The sequence below is a fragment of the Paraburkholderia largidicola genome, from assembly GCF_013426895.1.
Classification (GTDB): Bacteria; Pseudomonadota; Gammaproteobacteria; order Burkholderiales; family Burkholderiaceae; genus Paraburkholderia; species Paraburkholderia largidicola.
Genome location: NZ_AP023176.1, coordinates 48,876 through 64,583 on the forward strand (window position 1 = coordinate 48,876; position 15,708 = coordinate 64,583).

16 protein-coding genes are annotated in these 15,708 nt (G+C 63.4%); 9 read left to right on the top strand and 7 right to left on the bottom strand.

The genetic code is table 11. From position 1 onward, the window contains the following. Window positions 1-116: 116 nt before the first annotated feature. Entirely contained in the window at window positions 117-461 is a 345-nt protein-coding gene (locus PPGU16_RS29020; RefSeq protein WP_180726205.1) for a cupin domain-containing protein, read from the bottom strand. Window positions 462-662: 201 nt separating this feature from the next. On the opposite strand from PPGU16_RS29020, the gene PPGU16_RS29025 reads away from it, so the two are divergent. Together PPGU16_RS29025 and PPGU16_RS29030 are read left to right on the top strand one after the other, a co-directional pair. Then, the gene (locus PPGU16_RS29025; protein ID WP_180726206.1) at window positions 663-1,391 is read left to right on the top strand and encodes a DUF6566 family protein; all 729 of its coding nucleotides are present in this window, start codon (window positions 663-665) and stop codon (window positions 1,389-1,391) included. 187 nt (window positions 1,392-1,578) lie between these two features. Further along, window positions 1,579-1,899 carry a DUF4148 domain-containing protein gene (locus tag PPGU16_RS29030; protein ID WP_079494455.1) on the top strand — a complete coding sequence of 107 codons (321 nt, stop codon included), beginning with the start codon at window positions 1,579-1,581 and terminating at the stop codon, window positions 1,897-1,899. A gap of 143 nt (window positions 1,900-2,042) precedes the next feature. Here PPGU16_RS29030 and PPGU16_RS29035 read toward each other — a convergent pair whose 3' ends face one another. Both PPGU16_RS29035 and PPGU16_RS29040 read right to left on the bottom strand, forming a co-directional pair. Continuing rightward, window positions 2,043-2,645, bottom strand: coding sequence for a phosphatase PAP2 family protein (locus tag PPGU16_RS29035; RefSeq protein ID WP_180726207.1), 603 nt, complete (start codon window positions 2,643-2,645; stop codon window positions 2,043-2,045). 152 nt (window positions 2,646-2,797) lie between these two features. Continuing rightward, window positions 2,798-3,298, bottom strand: a complete 501-nt coding sequence (locus PPGU16_RS29040) for a hypothetical protein (protein ID WP_180726208.1) — start codon at window positions 3,296-3,298, stop codon at window positions 2,798-2,800. Between the two features lie 454 nt (window positions 3,299-3,752). On the opposite strand from PPGU16_RS29040, the gene PPGU16_RS29045 reads away from it, so the two are divergent. Together PPGU16_RS29045 and PPGU16_RS29050 are read left to right on the top strand one after the other, a co-directional pair. After that, window positions 3,753-4,454 carry an SDR family NAD(P)-dependent oxidoreductase gene (locus tag PPGU16_RS29045; RefSeq protein WP_180726209.1) on the top strand — a complete coding sequence of 234 codons (702 nt, stop codon included), beginning with the start codon at window positions 3,753-3,755 and terminating at the stop codon, window positions 4,452-4,454. A gap of 163 nt (window positions 4,455-4,617) precedes the next feature. Next, on the top strand, window positions 4,618-6,597 hold the full coding sequence (locus tag PPGU16_RS29050; protein ID WP_180726210.1) for a PhoX family protein: 1,980 nt from the start codon (window positions 4,618-4,620) through the stop codon (window positions 6,595-6,597). 89 nt (window positions 6,598-6,686) lie between these two features. Here PPGU16_RS29050 and PPGU16_RS29055 read toward each other — a convergent pair whose 3' ends face one another. Beyond that, window positions 6,687-6,830: a hypothetical protein gene (locus PPGU16_RS29055; RefSeq protein WP_180726211.1), complete on the bottom strand. Its 144-nt coding sequence runs from the start codon at window positions 6,828-6,830 to the stop codon at window positions 6,687-6,689. A gap of 312 nt (window positions 6,831-7,142) precedes the next feature. Here PPGU16_RS29055 and PPGU16_RS29060 point away from each other — a divergent pair, with 312 nt between their 5' ends. The 3 genes from PPGU16_RS29060 to PPGU16_RS29070 all read left to right on the top strand — a co-directional run bounded on the left by PPGU16_RS29060 (window position 7,143) and on the right by PPGU16_RS29070 (window position 10,774). Continuing rightward, window positions 7,143-7,376: a hypothetical protein gene (locus PPGU16_RS29060; RefSeq protein ID WP_180726212.1), complete on the top strand. Its 234-nt coding sequence runs from the start codon at window positions 7,143-7,145 to the stop codon at window positions 7,374-7,376. 211 nt (window positions 7,377-7,587) lie between these two features. Next, entirely contained in the window at window positions 7,588-9,672 is a 2,085-nt protein-coding gene (locus PPGU16_RS29065) for a putative bifunctional diguanylate cyclase/phosphodiesterase (protein ID WP_180726213.1), read from the top strand. 391 nt (window positions 9,673-10,063) lie between these two features. Next, complete coding sequence (locus PPGU16_RS29070; RefSeq protein ID WP_180726214.1) at window positions 10,064-10,774, top strand: lysophospholipid acyltransferase family protein; 711 nt, start codon at window positions 10,064-10,066, stop codon at window positions 10,772-10,774. Between the two features lie 60 nt (window positions 10,775-10,834). Here the strand turns inward: PPGU16_RS29070 and PPGU16_RS29075 are convergent, their stop codons facing one another. The 3 genes from PPGU16_RS29075 to treF form a co-directional block, all read right to left on the bottom strand. Next, window positions 10,835-11,311, bottom strand: a complete 477-nt coding sequence (locus PPGU16_RS29075; protein WP_180726215.1) for a hypothetical protein — start codon at window positions 11,309-11,311, stop codon at window positions 10,835-10,837. A gap of 252 nt (window positions 11,312-11,563) precedes the next feature. Next, window positions 11,564-11,803 carry a hypothetical protein gene (locus PPGU16_RS42725; RefSeq protein ID WP_224028822.1) on the bottom strand — a complete coding sequence of 80 codons (240 nt, stop codon included), beginning with the start codon at window positions 11,801-11,803 and terminating at the stop codon, window positions 11,564-11,566. A 184-nt stretch (window positions 11,804-11,987) separates the two neighbouring features. Then, complete coding sequence (gene treF, locus PPGU16_RS29085; RefSeq protein WP_434064441.1) at window positions 11,988-13,796, bottom strand: alpha,alpha-trehalase TreF; 1,809 nt, start codon at window positions 13,794-13,796, stop codon at window positions 11,988-11,990. Window positions 13,797-13,922: 126 nt separating this feature from the next. Between treF and PPGU16_RS29090 the strand changes: the two genes are divergently transcribed. Both PPGU16_RS29090 and PPGU16_RS29095 read left to right on the top strand, forming a co-directional pair. Then, window positions 13,923-14,975: an FUSC family protein gene (locus PPGU16_RS29090; RefSeq protein ID WP_180726218.1), complete on the top strand. Its 1,053-nt coding sequence runs from the start codon at window positions 13,923-13,925 to the stop codon at window positions 14,973-14,975. Between the two features lie 187 nt (window positions 14,976-15,162). After that, complete coding sequence (locus PPGU16_RS29095; protein ID WP_180726219.1) at window positions 15,163-15,363, top strand: hypothetical protein; 201 nt, start codon at window positions 15,163-15,165, stop codon at window positions 15,361-15,363. Window positions 15,364-15,708: the final 345 nt, after the last annotated feature.

The following is a 15,708-nucleotide window of genomic DNA, read 5'->3' on the forward strand; positions in this document are numbered from 1 at the left end:
TTGGCTCCACGGGTGGTGTGTGCCTGCAATAACGCCGCTCGAACGGGCGCGGTGCACGTGTTACCGCAACGGCTTTGTAAGCATTTGTAGTGAGTGTTTCGATGCGATCTGCGCGCTCAGCAGAAGCGCTGCGCGAGATCGTAGATCAACAGGAACACGCAGCCCGTATCGCTTCGGAAGCGATCGTCGACCGTTCCCGCTTCCGCGATGCCCACCCATCCCGGCAATAGTCGCTGGCCGTTCTGAATGGCCTCGCCTTCGAGCATGTAGATGAACTCCGGTCCCGTATGCAGGTGCATCGGAAACACCGTCCCCGCATCGAAGCGAACGAGTTGCATCGCGCGTCCATTGGCTTTGCCGAGATTCTTGATCTGAACGCCGCTGGCACACGCCGACGGTGTCCACGGTAGCGCTTGTGCATCGACGGATGAGAAGCACGGCGGGGCAGGTTGCTGGTTCATCTCTTCTCCCGTTCGTTTTCGTTAGGGATTTCCTGACGCGAGATTCAGCGGGCTGGACGTCGAGCCCGCTCCGAATCCTGACTGCATCAAAAATTGCGGCGTGGGTCAATGTCAACGCGCGTGCGTGTGTCGCTTGTCGAGAGCACACACCTGACTTTCGCTTGGGCTGGACGGCACGCGCAGACAGGTCGGGAGAAGGGAATGCATTTCGAGGAGCTTTCCAACGAAGAGTGGTCGCTGGTCGGGCCGATTCTCACTGCGCAACCGCGTGCGGGCGTTCTCAGGCGTGGTCGTCCGCGCATCAGGACGCGCGTGGTCGCCAACGCGGTGCTATGGGTGTTGACCACGGGGCAATCGTGGTCGAAGCTGCCCGCGCACTATCCGTCGCAACCGACTTGCCGCTGCCGTCTCGAAGCGTGGCGGCTCGATGGCAAACTCGCCGGGATGATCCGCATCCTCGGCGAGATGGGACGCAGTTTTGCGTACGTGCCCGAGACGCCATGCGTGAGCAAAAAGCCCATGCCTAAGCGCGACGATGCCTCGATCGAAGAGCGCGGCATGCCTCGCGTGATCTGGAAAAGCCAGGCGTCGTGGCAGGCATCGCCGGCACAGCAGGAACTCACGCACGAGTTGCGCCCCGATACCTCCAGCCGTGCATTCTGGATGGGACTGGCCGTGAAGGGCGCGCGCGTGATCGACGAAAGAGGCTATGTCGTGTACGTCGCGGCCGATCCCGTGCCGGGCGCGATGTTTCGCGGCTGGGCGGAAATCACGCAGAACGGCTGCCGCGTCGCGCGCTCCGGCCTGATCGGCCCGAAGTACGACGCGCCGGACGAGGCGATGCAATGCGCGCTGAGGTGGGCGCGACGCTGGATCGAATTGCACGGTGTGCGTTTCGAATTCGAACTGCTGCACAGGGCGGCTGATTGACGCTCGCGGGCCTCTCACATGATCCGCAACGCATCGCGCACCAGTTTCGGGCGGTTTATAACGTTTCCTGAAACTGTGAGTTGGTTGATCAGATGTTTATCCGCAGAGCCGACACTCCTACACTGTTTTCAACGCAACGAACAAAACAGTTCGAAGCTTCCGAAAACGAATACTGGAGGTAATGATCATGAAATCGCTCATCAAGGCTCTTGCAGTTGCTGCTGTCCTCGCTGTTCCGGTCGTGTCATTCGCGCAATCCAGCCAGCCGGTGACCCGTGCTCAAGTCCGCGCCGAGCTGGTGCAACTGGAAAAAGCGGGTTATGTCCCGTCGAATAGCAGCGACACGCAATACCCGGCCAACATCCAAGCTGCTGAAGCAAAGGTCGATGCTGCTAACGGCGTTCAAAACAGCGGCGTCGGCGGTGTTGCAGATGGCTCGTCGCAAGGCGGTCAACGCGCTTCGTTCTCCCCGAGCTCTTACTCGGTGCCTGTTTTCGAACACCACTGATCGGCAAAGCGCTGGCGCGACAGCCAGCGCGCAGTTCGATGTAGTCGACCGCGACACGCGCCGTCATATGACGGGACGCCTGTCGCGGTTTGTTTTTTGGGCGAGTGGTTCGACCTCATTGACGAGCAGCGACCACGAAAGCTTCACTGAACAAGCCACCCGCGCGCAATCGGCCACGCCAGCACCTTCCGATACAACGCAATCAAGCTGTCCGTCACCGCGTTGCCGGTCAACGACCAGAGCGGCGTGATGACCCCATACGCTACACACGCAATTGCAACGGCACCGGCCATATCCAGTGGATAGTGCACGCCGACGAACACGCGCGCCCACGCGACCGTCAGCCCTGCAACGAGTGTTAGCTCACCGTACCAACGCATGCGCGCGAGCAACAAGGTCAACGCAACGCTGGCGAACACCGTGCCGTGATCGCTCGGAAACGACGAATCCGGCGCGTGCTCGATGAACGTATGGCCAAGCCCGATCATGAACGGCCGCGGATGCATCCAGACATGACCGATGATCTGATTGAACCCGAGCGCAAGCAGCGCGACGCAACATGCGCGCAGCGCCGTCGCGCGATGGTTTCGCAGGCCCGACAGCCAGAGCGCGACAAGCACCATCGGAACGAAATAGATCACATAGTCGGCGATGAACGACGCGACGTCGATTTGCCAGCGAGGCGTCGACGTAGTCGCGTTGATCGTGAGAAAGAGCGCCTGATTGAACGCTTCGAGTGTATTCATGCTGTGATCGTGGCGGGATAGAAACCCTGTGGGAAAGGTCGCCCGATCGTACCGGGTCAAGCTTATGTCACGCTTAGGGCCATTCGATGCATCTCGTTCCATCGCGCGTTCCGGCGCAAGTTCGGCCAGCCGCCCGCTGCATGGCGAAAGCATCATAGCCATGTCACCGGTGCCGAAGCTCGGACGGCGAGCCAGTCACGCGACAGCTCCAGCCACTGACCGCTGCGCCGCAGCGTGAAGGTCACGCGATGGCGTGTGGTCAAGCCGCCACGCGCAACGCGGACGAAGGCGCTTCGCCGTGGCATCGAATGGAGAACCCGAAGCTCGCTCGCGAGCGCGTGCAGGATGCGCCGCGCTGCGGCATGCCATGCAAGCGGATCGAGTATCCGGGTGCCGCGCAGCGATCTCAACAGCGACAGCGCGGTGCTGAGTTCGCGCATATGCCTGCCGTGGTCGTTGTTCAATTGCCGCACGATTGCGAAGCACGCATCCCAGCCGACATGCGTATGAACCTGCAGCCACGCAATCAGCAGCACGGTCGGCAAGAGCGCGAGGCTCTCGCGCGTCAGCACGTCGCTGTGCAATAGCGCGAGCAATTGAGTCTGCGAAATATCGCTGATGCAGCGTCGCTGCAAGTCCGGCAGGTGACGCATGACAAGGCCTCCTGTGACGAAAGGGTCGCGGATTCTCGTGGCCGCTGAAGGACGCGTCGCGTCCCACCACGGCGATGGAAAAGGCTGGACACCTGACTTCACACGACCTTGCTGCTAACGTCGTTGAACGCGCTTGCTGCAACAGATGATGCATGGTGCTCGATGCCGTCTCGGGATTCACTATGAGGCAATGTCCTGCAAAGACCTTTGCCCTTGCGTCGCGCCGCTTTGTCCGATCGTCCGTTTTTGTGGTGCGCGCCGTGCGAACTTTGCCGCGCGTCCAGCGCTTTTTGCCGGGCCTCCCGTCTGCGTCGACGAACACCTCGCGATTCCGTCGATTGACGCGAGCGAACCTTGCGACAACACTGTCTTCGAGTGCGCCCTGTGCCGCGAATGAACGCGTCACAGGGCGTTCGTTCGTCGGACATCGATCTGCGTTGGGAGCGCGTAATTCATGAACAGTCTGGATGGAACCATCGTCGCCATTACGGGCGCCTTCGGTAATCTCGGTCTCGTGACCGCGCAGGTGCTGACGGAGCGCGGCGCGAAAGTCGCGCTGATCGGCAGAGGGAAGGCGCCTGGAAATGTGCCCGCATCGCTGGCGCAGGCGTATGTCGCGAGCGGCGTCGATCTCGCGGAACGGGATGCGGCGCAGCGCGCGGTCGATTCGATCGCGAGTCAGCTCGGCGGTCTGAATGCGCTCGTGAACGTCGCGGGTGGATTTAGCTGGGAGACGGTCGCCGACGGCAGCGCGGATACGTGGGAACGTATGTTCGACGTGAACGTGAAGACCACGGTCAATGCCACGAAAGCCGCGCTTCATCATCTGACGAAGGCCACGGGCGGCCGCATCGTCAACATCGGCGCGATGGCGGCGTTGAAGGCGGGCATGGGGATGGGCGCCTACGCTGCGTCGAAGGCGGGCGTGATGCGTCTGACGGAAGCGCTGGCCGAAGAACTCAAGGACAAGGGCGCAACCGTCAACGCGATTTTGCCGAGCATCATCGACACGCCGCAGAATCGCGCCGATATGCCCGATGCCGATTTCACGCGCTGGGTGACGCCGGAGCAGATTGGCGGCGTGATCGCGTTTTTGCTGTCAAAGGAAGCTCAGTGCGTGACGGGTGCGCTGATTCCCGTCGCAGGACGCGTGTGAGATCGCCTGAAATTTAATTTCAACATTACAAAAGCCTGTCAAAGATATTTCATAATCATTCATTAAATTAGCGCGTCATCACGGCGCGCCATGGACGACTGATCCGCGGCGTGGGCTGATTGTTGAGCCAACCACCCCATCCCCACCAACGGATCACAACAACATGGCGCAGCCACTCGACTACTCACGCCGCAAGGCGCTCAAGATTATCGCCGGCGCACCGATGCTGCCGCTCGGCAGCGCGGCCGCCGCCTCGCTGCTCGCAGCCTGCGGCAGCGGCAACGACCATTCGGCCAGCGCGACGCCTGCGCCTTCGACGTCGGCCTTCACGGCGGCGTCGTTCGCCGGCATGGCCGCGCCGTCGCTGGCCGATCCCGCCGCGATGGCGACGACCACGGTCGCCTCGACGATGACCGCGCGGTTCGCCGACGGCAGCAGCCGCAGCTACAAGCTCGCGTACCAGCCCTTCTTCATCACGGGCGACACGGTGCCGAACACGACGGGCGGCACGATCGTCGCGGGTGGCTATTTCGACATCGACAATCAGCCGATCATCGACCGTTCCGTGCCCGGCAAGGAACGCCAGTTCTTCTCGGATTGTCCGGACGGCACGTCGCTGATTCGCCTCGACAAGCCGACGGTAAAAGGCGTCAAGGGCAACCCCGTGTTCGCCGTCGTGCAGTTCGAGTATGCGACGCGCGACCAGACGCAAACGGCCGCAGGCGACATGTACGGCAAGCTGCCGTCGCCGATCGCCGTGCTCACGCTCGATCAGGACCCGGCGACGGGCAAGCTCACGCTCGTGAGCTATTCGAACGTGGACACCTCGGGCGCGCATGGTTTGTGGATCACGTGCGGCGCGAGCCTCTCGCCGTGGAACACGCATCTGTCGAGCGAAGAGTACGAGCCGGACGCCGCGACGATCGCGACGAACACGCAGTTCCAGGCGTATAGCCAGAACCTGTACGGCAGTACGACGACGGCACGGCCGTATCACTACGGACACTTGCCGGAAGTGACGGTGAATCCCGACGGCACGGGCACGGTCAGGAAACACTACTGCCTCGGCCGCATTTCGCACGAGCTGATCCAGGTGATGCCGGACAAGCGCACCGTGCTGATGGGCGACGACGCGACCAACGGCGGCCTCTTCATGTTCGTCGCCGACAAGGAAGCGGATCTCTCGGCGGGTACGCTGTATGTGGCGAAGTGGGCGCAAACATCGTCGGCGGGCGCGGGCGCCGCGACGCTTACGTGGCTCAATCTCGGCCACGCGACCAGCGACGAAATCGAAGCGCTCGCCAACACGCTGACGAACGCCGACATCATGGACATCGTCACCAACGAGTCCACGCCGCCCAGCGATCCGACCTACACGCAGATTCACTTCGGCGGCAAGTTCAACTGGATTCGCATCAAGCCGGGCATGGAGAAGGCGGCCGCGTTCCTGGAGACGCACCGCTACGCCGCGCTGCGCGGCGCGAGCATGGGCTTCACGAAGCTCGAAGGCACGACGGTCAACGCGAAAGACAAGATTCTCTACTCGGCGATGTCGCAGATCACCGCATCGATGGTGCGCGGCAACGCGCATTCGACCGACATCGCGCTGGACAAGGGTATCTCGTCGGGTGCCGTCTACGCGCTGAACATGAAGGGCGGGCAGAGCGACCTGGGCGGCGCGGCGATCAACAGCGAATGGGTGCCTGTCGATATGAGCGCACCCGCCGCACTCGTCGGCGAAGACCTCGCGACGGCGGACAGCCTGGGCAATACGGCGAACGCTGAAAAGATCGCGAACCCCGACAACCTCAAGTTCTCGGAGAAGCTGCGCACGCTTTTCATCGGCGAAGACAGCGGCATGCACGTCAACAACTTCCTTTGGGCGTACCACGTCGACACGAAGACGCTGTCGCGCATCCTGTCGTGCCCGGCGGGCGCCGAGTCGACGGGCCTGCATGCCGTCGACGAAATCAACGGCTGGACCTACATCATGAGCAATTTCCAGCACGCGGGGGACTGGAGCAGCTTGCACGCGAAAGTGCAGACCACGCTCGATCCGCTCGTGCGCGCGAACTACAAGGATCGCTTCGGCGCGGCGGTCGGCTATCTGACGGCGGACCCGACTTCGATCAAGCTTGCTTGACGGAATGGCTTGCGGCGATCCCCACGGGTCTCATCGCGGGGAATTTGATGACGCTTCGGGCTGAACGGAAGGCACGGTTCGCGGGCGATTCATCGACCCCTCTCCGGAGGGGTTTTTTTATTGGCGCCCACTTTCTTGCAGCGCCTGTACTCCTTGCGCAGCTCGGCGATCTTCGCTGCGACGCTCGCCAGAATGCCGAGCGCTCCTACCGTTTCTACCAAAGCGGAAAGCATGGTGTCTCCTTTCTGATGCGAGGGCGGTCGACGACGGTGATGTCTGAGCGGAGCGTAAGTCCGCCGGCTGGCCGTCACAATCTGGAAGTTCCAAAGCCAGATTTCGCCCTTGCCGAAGCGTGACATTCACGCGCCGGCAATCAGAAGGACGATTGACGTTCGAAGGATTGAAGGCGGCGCACTGCCGCCCATAACGCTTCCTCACCGCTTCTTTCACGTCAGGCCATCGGGCATACGCCTCTGTCACTATTTGCGGCTACGCGGCGCAAGCGCTGTCAATACGCTGGATGCGCCGAAAAGGATTCGGCCTACGTGGAAGAGTTTTTCGTATCGAGAGCGAGTGCCGTCGAGCGCATCGTGCTGGCTCGTCGTGCCCTCATGAGAGAGATTGAAGGCGCGAGCGCGGGCGCGTTCGCGCTCAGCCAAGGTCCGTCTTTGCTCGACAGGCTCGAGCAACTGATGTTCGACGTCCGCGCCGGCCGCATATCCGATTTCGTCTTGCCGTCGCTGACGAGCAAGGTGCGGATACTGGTGATGGCCGACTAGCGCAATACACCGTATTCCGCCGCCAGGCCAGTGGGACACCTACGAACGCAATCGTAAAACCGAGCAGAGCCTCGGAATTTGACATTCCGCACTTAACATTTTGCTGTCGGATGTCGATAAACCATACTTCATACGCCTCTTTTCGCGGATAACGGACTGCTTCATTCAGCAAGTCCGGCGAGCGTTCGAGAGGCACATTCTGGGGGCTCTCATGTTACAGGGCAGCTACAACAGTCTTCTCGTGCTGTTTTCGCTCCTTGTCGCGGTGCTGGCCGCGTACACGTCGCTTGAAATGGCGGGCCGCATCACGACGGCGACCGGCCGGGCCGCGCGTTGGTGGCTCACGGGCGGCGCGTTCGCGATGGGCCTCGGCATCTGGTCGATGCACTTCATCGGCATGCTCGCGTTCAGCCTGCCGATCCGGCTCGGCTACGATCCCGTCGTCACGGTGCTGTCGCTGGCGATCGCGGTCGCCTCGTCGGCGTTCGCCCTGTGGCTCGTCTGCCAGGACGCGATGCCTGCCGGGCGACTTGCGGGCGGCGCGGTCCTGATGGGCGTCGGCGTCGCGGGCATGCACTACACGGGCATGGCCGCCATGCAGATGGAGCCGGGCATCGTCTACGACGCCGGGCTTTTCACGCTGTCGATCGGGATCGCCATCGCCGCCTCGGGCGTCGCATTGAAGACCGCGTTCAGCCTGCGGCACAACTCACGCCGCGTGCGCCCGTTGCGCGCGGGCGCCGCCGTCGTGATGGGACTCGCGATCGTCGGCATGCATTACACGGGCATGTCGGCGGCGGCCTTTCCCGTGGGCAGCCTGTGCGTCGCGGCGTCGGACGGCGTGAACAGCACGTGGGTCGCCGTCGTCATCATCATCGTGACGCTCGCGGTGACGGGCATCGCGTTGTCGATTTCCGTGCTCGACGAGCTGCGGCTCGAAGCGGAGAACGCGGCGCTCACCCGTTCGCTGGCGCAAGCCAACCAGGAACTCGGCTATCTTGCCTGGCACGACGCGTTGACCAAGCTGCCTAACCGCGTGCTGCTCGAAGCACGGCTCGAAGAAGCGCTGGCGAAAACGCGTGTGGATGGCAGCCGGTTCGCGCTGATGTTCATGGACCTCGACGGCTTCAAGGTCGTCAACGACGCCTACGGCCATCAGGTCGGAGACCGGCTGCTGGTGCAGGTGGCAGAGCGGCTCGCGACGGCGGTTCGCGCACGGGACACGGTGGCGCGCGTCGGCGGCGACGAATTCGTGCTGCTCGTGCCCGGCGAGGACGAGGCGGGCGCGATGTCCATCGCCAGCCGGTTGCTGGCCGTGATCGGCGCGCCGTTCGAGATCGACGGTCACGAACTGGGCATCTCGACCAGCATCGGCATCGCGATGTGTCCCGCCGACGGCGCTTGCGGCCACGACGCACTGACGCATGCCGACGCCGCGATGTATCACGCCAAGTCGCTGGGCCGCAACGCGTACTGCTTCTTCGACCCGTCGATGAACGAGAACATGCAGGGCCAGTTGCAGTTGACGCAGGACCTGCGCGCGGCCGTCGAGCGCAAGCAACTGGTGCTGCACTATCAGCCGCAATTCGCCGCGCCCGATGGGCCGATTACGGGCGTCGAGGCGCTCGTGCGCTGGGCGCATCCGAAGCGCGGCCTGATCGGCCCCGACGAATTCATCCCGCTTGCCGAAAAGACCGGGCTGATCGTGTCGATCGGCGAATGGGTGCTCGACGAAGCGTGCCGCCAGATTCGCGAATGGCTCGATTCGGGCGGCTGTGACTGGAACGTCGCCGTGAATCTGTCGCCCGTGCAGTTCGGCCACCCTCAACTGACGTCGCTGGTGCGCGACACGCTCGCGCGGCATCGCGTCGATCCGCGCCGTCTGACGATCGAAGTCACCGAGTCGGCGGCGATGCGCGATGTCGACGCGAGCCTGCGCATTCTGCGAAGCCTGCACGAAATGGGCGTGCGCATTTCCATCGACGATTTCGGCACCGGCTATTCGAGCCTGATGTATCTGAAGCGCCTGCCCGCGAGCGAACTGAAGATCGACCGGGGCTTCGTGCGGGAACTGGCGCATGACGCGGAGGATGCGGCGATTGTCTCGTCGGTGGTCACGCTCGGTCATACGCTGGGTATCGACATCGTCGCGGAAGGCGTCGAGACCGCGACGCAAAAGGAGTTTCTGACGCGGCTCGGGTGCAATTCGCTGCAAGGCTTTCTGCTTGGCCGGCCGGTTCCGGCTGCGGACCTGGACGTCCTGTCGAGAGAATTCACGCAGCCGAGTCTGTCCTGACGCGCGGCTGCGCGGCGAGTTTTGTCTGAACGTTCGGTCGACCACATAACGACGCGTGCGGCTCGGCGATACTCTGCTTGCGCACGGGGGAAGTTTGCGCGTAACGCGATAAATCGAAAGAGGCGAAGGGTTGAACCGTCTGCAAAGCGTGAGCGCCACACGGCGCGAACCTTTGCCGAATGTCTAGCCTTCCGGCGCCGTCAGGCGACCGTGGCCGTCAAAACTACAGCATGAACGCCGGCCCTGGCCGGCGTTTTCTTTTCTGCGTGCCGCGCGTCGCGCGTTGGGTCGAGCCGGGGCGAGCTGCAGCTTTGCCGCGTGCGATTTTTTCATCGCCGGTAGTATCTGGGTTTGGCTTGCGCCTTCTCACTCTCCGTCGACGTCACACAACATGCTCGCTGTGCTCAAAAAATGGCTGTTCATCGTCTATCTGCTGGGAAGCGGAACCATCTGGTCCACGGTGATGCTGCTGCTGTATCCGTTCATCAGCCGGTCGGCGCGTTACCGGCTCGCGGCGCTATGGTGCCGGGCGCTCGTCGCCGTGATGCGCGCGGCGTTCGGCATTCGCTGCTCGATAGAAGGTCTGGAGCATTTGCCGAAGGAGCCGTCGATCGTCCTGTGCCGCCACGAATCGACGTGGGAAACGCTCGCGTTCCTCGCGCTCTTTCCGCGCCGGATCAGCTTTGTGTTCAAGCAGGACTTGCTGCGCATTCCGTTCTTCGGCTGGGTGCTGAAGGGGCTGGATATGGTCAGCCTGGATCGCGGCTCGCCGCGTCAGGCGCATCTCGCCGTCACGCGTGAAGCGGCAGAGCGTCTCGCGAAAGGCGATATGGTGGTGATTTTTCCGGAAGGCACGCGCGTGCCGCACGGCGCGCCCGTCAAGCTCACGTCGGGCGGCGTGCGTCTGGCTTGCGCGACGGGCGCGTTGATCGTGCCCGTGGTGCACAACGCCGGCAAGGTGTGGCCCGCGAAAGGCTGGCCGATGGGCGCAGGGGAAATCCGCGTCGTCATTGGTCCGACGCTGTCGCCGGTGGAGCGGTCGCCGCAGGAACTCAGCCATCAGGTGCATGACTGGATGCAGGCCGAACTGCTGAAGCTGTAGCTTTCGCGGCTTCCGCTTTTCATCGCGCCGCCTGAAAGGGCGGCGCGCCAGGCAATGTGCTCAGGCGGCGACGGGGTGCGCGAGTTCCTGCTCGGTACGCATCAGCCCTTCGATCATCCGCGCTTCGGCCTTGGCGATATCTTCCAGCGAAGCAACCGCGAGCTGGCGGTCGAACGTATCGAGCGCGATGGTCAGCCACGCGTAGTTGTCGCCTTCGACCTTCCACTCGCCGCGCGCTTTTTCCGCGCCGTCGATGTCGGTCATCGCGATCTGCGCTTCGGCGATATCGTCGATCGCTTCGGGCAGGTGGCCGATACGGCTGAGTTCTTCGGCGATCAGCAGTTGCCGGCCGAGCGTCGTGAACAGCTCGCGCGAGCCTTGTCCGCGGCGGAACGCGTCGAGACTTGCGTAGGCTTGCAACAGCATGGCCCGCGTGATCGGCTCGTGTGCGGCGCGGCTGAAGGTCAGTGCGCGCAGCAGCGGCGACATGGCGGGAGCGGGACGGTTCTGTTTGCGGCTTCTCGACTTGTTCGACATGGTGATGTACCTCTTCTCTTCGTTTCCTGCGCGGGCGGGGGCCTTGTGGTCGGCAGGAAAAAGGTGCCGCCGATGCTCTGGCGGCACTACAGGGGATGACTGGTGTTACATGGAACGGAAGTCAGCACTGAGGCGTAACTCCCGTCGGCAGGGATCCAACGACAAGCCTGCGAACGAATAATGAGCCGGGACAATTAAGACAGACTTAAATCGCGAAGGCCATTTCGAGCGACGCACGCTGGCTTGCCGGTGCTACTGGTACTGGGCGTGAACGGCCTCGCGTTGCGCGGCCTGTTCGTCGGCGTGTTTTTTCGCAAGATGCCGCCCGACGATGCAACCGCCCACCGCGCCAACCACGGCGTGATGGCCCGCGTAGTGTCCCGCGACGCCGCCAACTACGGCGCCTTTGATGCAGCCCGCCGCATGCGCCGTCCCGCTGATGGCAAGAAAGAGCGTTGCGGCGGCGAGTGTGGCTTTCCCGAAAGCGGTCATGCTGATACCCCGTTTGTTTTGATCGAACCGATGTTGCGCCAGCGCGTCCGATTTCAATAGCGTCGTGCATCGAATCGCGCTGGATACTGTGAGCGCAGTGTACGTGGCGGCCCATGCCGAAGGTGCAACATGTGTGCGAGTTTCGTAACAAGCAGTTAGACGGCGCGTCAGCCGCGTGCGCGCATCAGCGCGCGGGCGAAGAGGCAGGCGCAGGCGTCGCGCGCAGACGGTGCGTCGTTTTCGGCGCGGCGGCGGCTGCCGAGGCCGCTTCGGATACGCCCGCCGGACCCGCAGGCACATCGGCGGGACGGGTCGATGGGCCTGCCGCGCCGGGGTACATCGCCATCAATGTGCGCAGCACGCCATTGGTCCAGCCGAAGCCGTCCTGCAACGGATACTCGCCGCCGCCCGCCGCCGTCGTGCCTGCCTTCGCATCGACGTCGTACTTCTCGACCAGCTTGCCCGTGTGCTGGTAATACGTGACGTTCGTGCCGATCCAGCGCGTGGCGATCTGCTGCGCGAGGTCCGTCTGACCGTAGCGCCGCAAGCCCGTCACGGCGAGATATTGCAGCGGCGCCCAGCCGTTCGGTTCGTCCCATTGCTGGCCCGTGTCGACCGTCGTGGTCGCGAGGCCGCCAGGACGCAGCAGTCGAGCGCGGACGGTCGCGGCCACTGCGGCGGCCTGCGCTTTCGTCGCGACGCCCGCGTACAGCGGATAGACCGTCGCTGCGCTGAGCCGGTGTGTGAGCCGATGCGCGACGAAATCGTAATCGCCGAAGGCGTCGAGTTGCGGGTCCCACAGCACGCGGCGGATCGCGTCGGCGCGCGCGGCAGCGCGCCGTTCGAGATTTTCCGCATGCGACGCGTCGCCCTGCACGCGATACGCCTTGGCCAGCGTGCGTTCGAGATCGACGAGCAGGCAGTTGAGATCGACGGGAACCAGCGATGTGACTTCGATCGTCGCGAGCGTCTTGCCGTCGGCGAACCAGCGCGAGCTGAAATCCCAGCCCGTTTCGCCGCCCGCGCGCAGATTGCGCCACAGGTCCTCGGCGTTGCGCTGCGGCGTCGCTTGCGCGGTGGCGACGTCTTCCCGATACGATTCGTCGCGCGGCGTGGCGCGCTCGTCCCAATAGCGGTTCAGCAGCGTGCCGTCGGGCAGACGCACGAGATGCCGGTAGGCGCCGCCCGCCGCGACCTTGTCATGGCCGTCCATCCAGTACGCGTATTCCTGGCGCAACTGGGGCAGATAGCGCAGATAGACCTGATCGCCTTCGCGATCGGCGGCGAGACGCACCATCTGCGCGAAGAACGGCGGCTGCGAGCGGCTCAGATAGTACGTGCGATTGCCGTTCGGAATATGGCCGTACCGGTCGATCAAGACCGCGAAGTTGTCGAGTTCGTTCTTCAGCAGATCTTCGCGTCCGCTTTGCCTCAATCCAAGCATGATGAAGTACGAGTCCCAGTAGTAAATTTCGTCGAAGCGGTCGCCGGGCACAATGTACGGATATGGCAGCGGCAGCAGCGACGACCACGGACTCGCGCTGGCATCGGGATCGCGCCGCAGCACGGACCAGAGCGTGTCGATGTGCGCCGTGATGCTCTGGTTCGGATCGGACACGTAGTTTTTCGTCTCGCGCGCGGGCAGCGTGAAGCGCTGCGCGACGAACGACTTCAGCGCGAACTGCGCGTCGTCCTTCTGCCTGGCATAATCGGCGACGATCTGTTGCGGCGGCGCGTTTGGCACCATGTCGGCGAAGGTCTTGCTGTCCGGGTAGAGATGCGCGAGTTCGACATCGCGATATAGCGCGCCGTACAGCTCGGACGGCGGCACGGGTACGACGGGCGAAGCGTTGGCGTCGGCGATGCCCGTCGCGGCGCTGGATGCTGGATTGACCGATAGAGTCTGCGCAGCGGCGGGTTGCACGCCAGCGGCGAGCAGCGCGGCGGCACAGAGGGTAGTCGAAAGAAAGCGGCGGGCATGGGCTTGCTGCATCGGCATGACGCTCCGTAGTAAGGGCTTCCGAATACAAGGGAGTCACGGACGCAAGGCATGTTCCCCAACGAGCGGAAATTGCAGTCGCCCCGCCCAATGTTCATGCGTTTTGATGGAAACACCCGAATGACCGTTCAACAGCAGGACTGGCTTACGAACTTGATACGCGCGCCCGAAGCGCGCCGCTTCGGACGCACGCTGACGGGCTGCGTGCTCAGCTACGGCGCGGCGAGGCTGGCGGGATTGCCCGAAGGCTATTGGGCATTGATCACGACGATGATCGTCGTGACGCAACCCAGTCTGACGCAGGCCATCACGACTGCGCGTGACCAGATCATCGGCGCGTGCATCGGTGGGATCGTGGGTGGGATCGGGCTGGTCGTGATGGATCGCGGCATCGAGCCATTGACGGTGTTCTCCGTCGCGCTGCTGCCGTTGGCGGCGCTCGCCGCCGCGCGGCCCGGCTTGCGGCTCGCGTGCGTGACGCTGGTGATCGTGGTGCTCGTGCCGGGCGATGGCGGCTCGGCGTTCGTGCGGCCAGCGCATCGCGTGGCGGAAATTTTGATCGGCGCGGCGGCGGCCTTCGTCGCGACGGTGATGTGGCCGAACCGCGCGTTGAAAGGCGCGCATCGGAATGCGCGCGACTGTCTGGAAGCGCTTGCACAGATGATCGAGCACAAGCTCGCGTTCTCGCGGGACGATGCGCAGATGCAGCGTCTCGAGCAACGCAGCCTTGCGGCGCAAACGGCGCTTGCGGACGCGCTGCAAGAGGCGGGGCGCGAGCATGTGTTCGTGCCGATCCTGCGCGGCAGTGCCGACGCGATCGACAAGGTGCCGCCGTTTCTGAGCCGCTTGCACCGCGACGTGCTGGTGTTCGGCCAGGCGCTCGTGCACACATGCGTGGGCGACGAAGTGCCGCATCTCGATCAGGCGTGGTCGGCGGTGCCGCGCGCGTTGTCGCAGCTCGCCGATGCAGTCGGGGCGATTCCGCTGAACACGCCGAAGTTGCAGGACGCGCGCAAAACGCTCGATCCCTTACTCAAGCGGATCAACGAGCGTGTGGATAGCGCTCACCCGACGCCCGCGCCAGGCATCGACCTCGTGATGGCGCTGATCGTCAAGGATACGGACGGGCTCGTGCAGGTGTTGACGCCCACGGGAAAAACGAAGGCGGCGTGAATGTTGGCTACGCCTCACCAAAACTAACAACGGCGCGAGCCAGCGACTATGCTTTTCGATGAGGCCGGTTAGTGCGTCGCACGCAAACGGCTGACGAATCGGATCGCGACTGCCGTTGACGTTTGCAAACCGTCGTGCCTCGCTCGCAGTCGATTGTTGTCGCAACGATCAAACAAGGAGGTGAACAATGAAGACCCTTGCGTTTGTTCTTGCTGTCGCGGGTTTGGCGGGGCTTGCCACGCCTTTGGCGTCGTTTGCGAAGATCGATCAGAACGCCGACTACTATCGCGCCGACTACCGCGTGCATGATACGGGCAACGATCCGCAGGAAGCGATGCGGCAAAGCAATTGCCAAAGCCGCGGCGACTGCGCGCCTGTCGGTCAGTGAAGCGGCGGCGCCTCGCTTGCATCTGTCGCAGATCGACTGTCGATTTGCACCGCGCGCTGTGGGGCCACATAGGCGCCCGCGGCGCGTCGTGGGCGCTCGTTATCGGGCAGTGCATGCAAACGCCCGGTCGATCGCCGACACCAATAACCCGCCGACGGCGAAAGACTCTATCAACCACGAAGCGTTAATGACGGCCTCCGCACGAGCGATAATTCAGGCTCGCAACGCAAGTCAATCTTCCCGCATGCAACACCTCGATCCGTGCAAGCCGACAGCGAAAAGAAAGCTACCGGGCGAATGAGCGTTTAAAATCCGGGCTCGTATTTTTTCGGACCGGATGCAACG

Bases quoted from the DNA above. Each gene is read 5' to 3' on its own strand.
- PPGU16_RS29020 (WP_180726205.1), bottom strand. From the start codon at position 461: ATGAACCAGCAACCTGCCCCGCCGTGCTTCTCATCCGTCGATGCACAA.
- PPGU16_RS29025 (WP_180726206.1), top strand. From the start codon at position 663: ATGCATTTCGAGGAGCTTTCCAACGAAGAGTGGTCGCTGGTCGGGCCG.
- PPGU16_RS29030 (WP_079494455.1), top strand. From the start codon at position 1,579: ATGAAATCGCTCATCAAGGCTCTTGCAGTTGCTGCTGTCCTCGCTGTT.
- PPGU16_RS29035 (WP_180726207.1), bottom strand. From the start codon at position 2,645: ATGAATACACTCGAAGCGTTCAATCAGGCGCTCTTTCTCACGATCAAC.
- PPGU16_RS29040 (WP_180726208.1), bottom strand. From the start codon at position 3,298: ATGCGTCACCTGCCGGACTTGCAGCGACGCTGCATCAGCGATATTTCG.
- PPGU16_RS29045 (WP_180726209.1), top strand. From the start codon at position 3,753: ATGAACAGTCTGGATGGAACCATCGTCGCCATTACGGGCGCCTTCGGT.
- PPGU16_RS29050 (WP_180726210.1), top strand. From the start codon at position 4,618: ATGGCGCAGCCACTCGACTACTCACGCCGCAAGGCGCTCAAGATTATC.
- PPGU16_RS29055 (WP_180726211.1), bottom strand. From the start codon at position 6,830: ATGCTTTCCGCTTTGGTAGAAACGGTAGGAGCGCTCGGCATTCTGGCG.
- PPGU16_RS29065 (WP_180726213.1), top strand. From the start codon at position 7,588: ATGTTACAGGGCAGCTACAACAGTCTTCTCGTGCTGTTTTCGCTCCTT.
- PPGU16_RS29070 (WP_180726214.1), top strand. From the start codon at position 10,064: ATGCTCGCTGTGCTCAAAAAATGGCTGTTCATCGTCTATCTGCTGGGA.
- PPGU16_RS29075 (WP_180726215.1), bottom strand. From the start codon at position 11,311: ATGTCGAACAAGTCGAGAAGCCGCAAACAGAACCGTCCCGCTCCCGCC.
- PPGU16_RS42725 (WP_224028822.1), bottom strand. From the start codon at position 11,803: ATGACCGCTTTCGGGAAAGCCACACTCGCCGCCGCAACGCTCTTTCTT.
- treF (WP_434064441.1), bottom strand. From the start codon at position 13,796: ATGCAGCAAGCCCATGCCCGCCGCTTTCTTTCGACTACCCTCTGTGCC.
- PPGU16_RS29090 (WP_180726218.1), top strand. From the start codon at position 13,923: ATGACCGTTCAACAGCAGGACTGGCTTACGAACTTGATACGCGCGCCC.
- PPGU16_RS29095 (WP_180726219.1), top strand. From the start codon at position 15,163: ATGAAGACCCTTGCGTTTGTTCTTGCTGTCGCGGGTTTGGCGGGGCTT.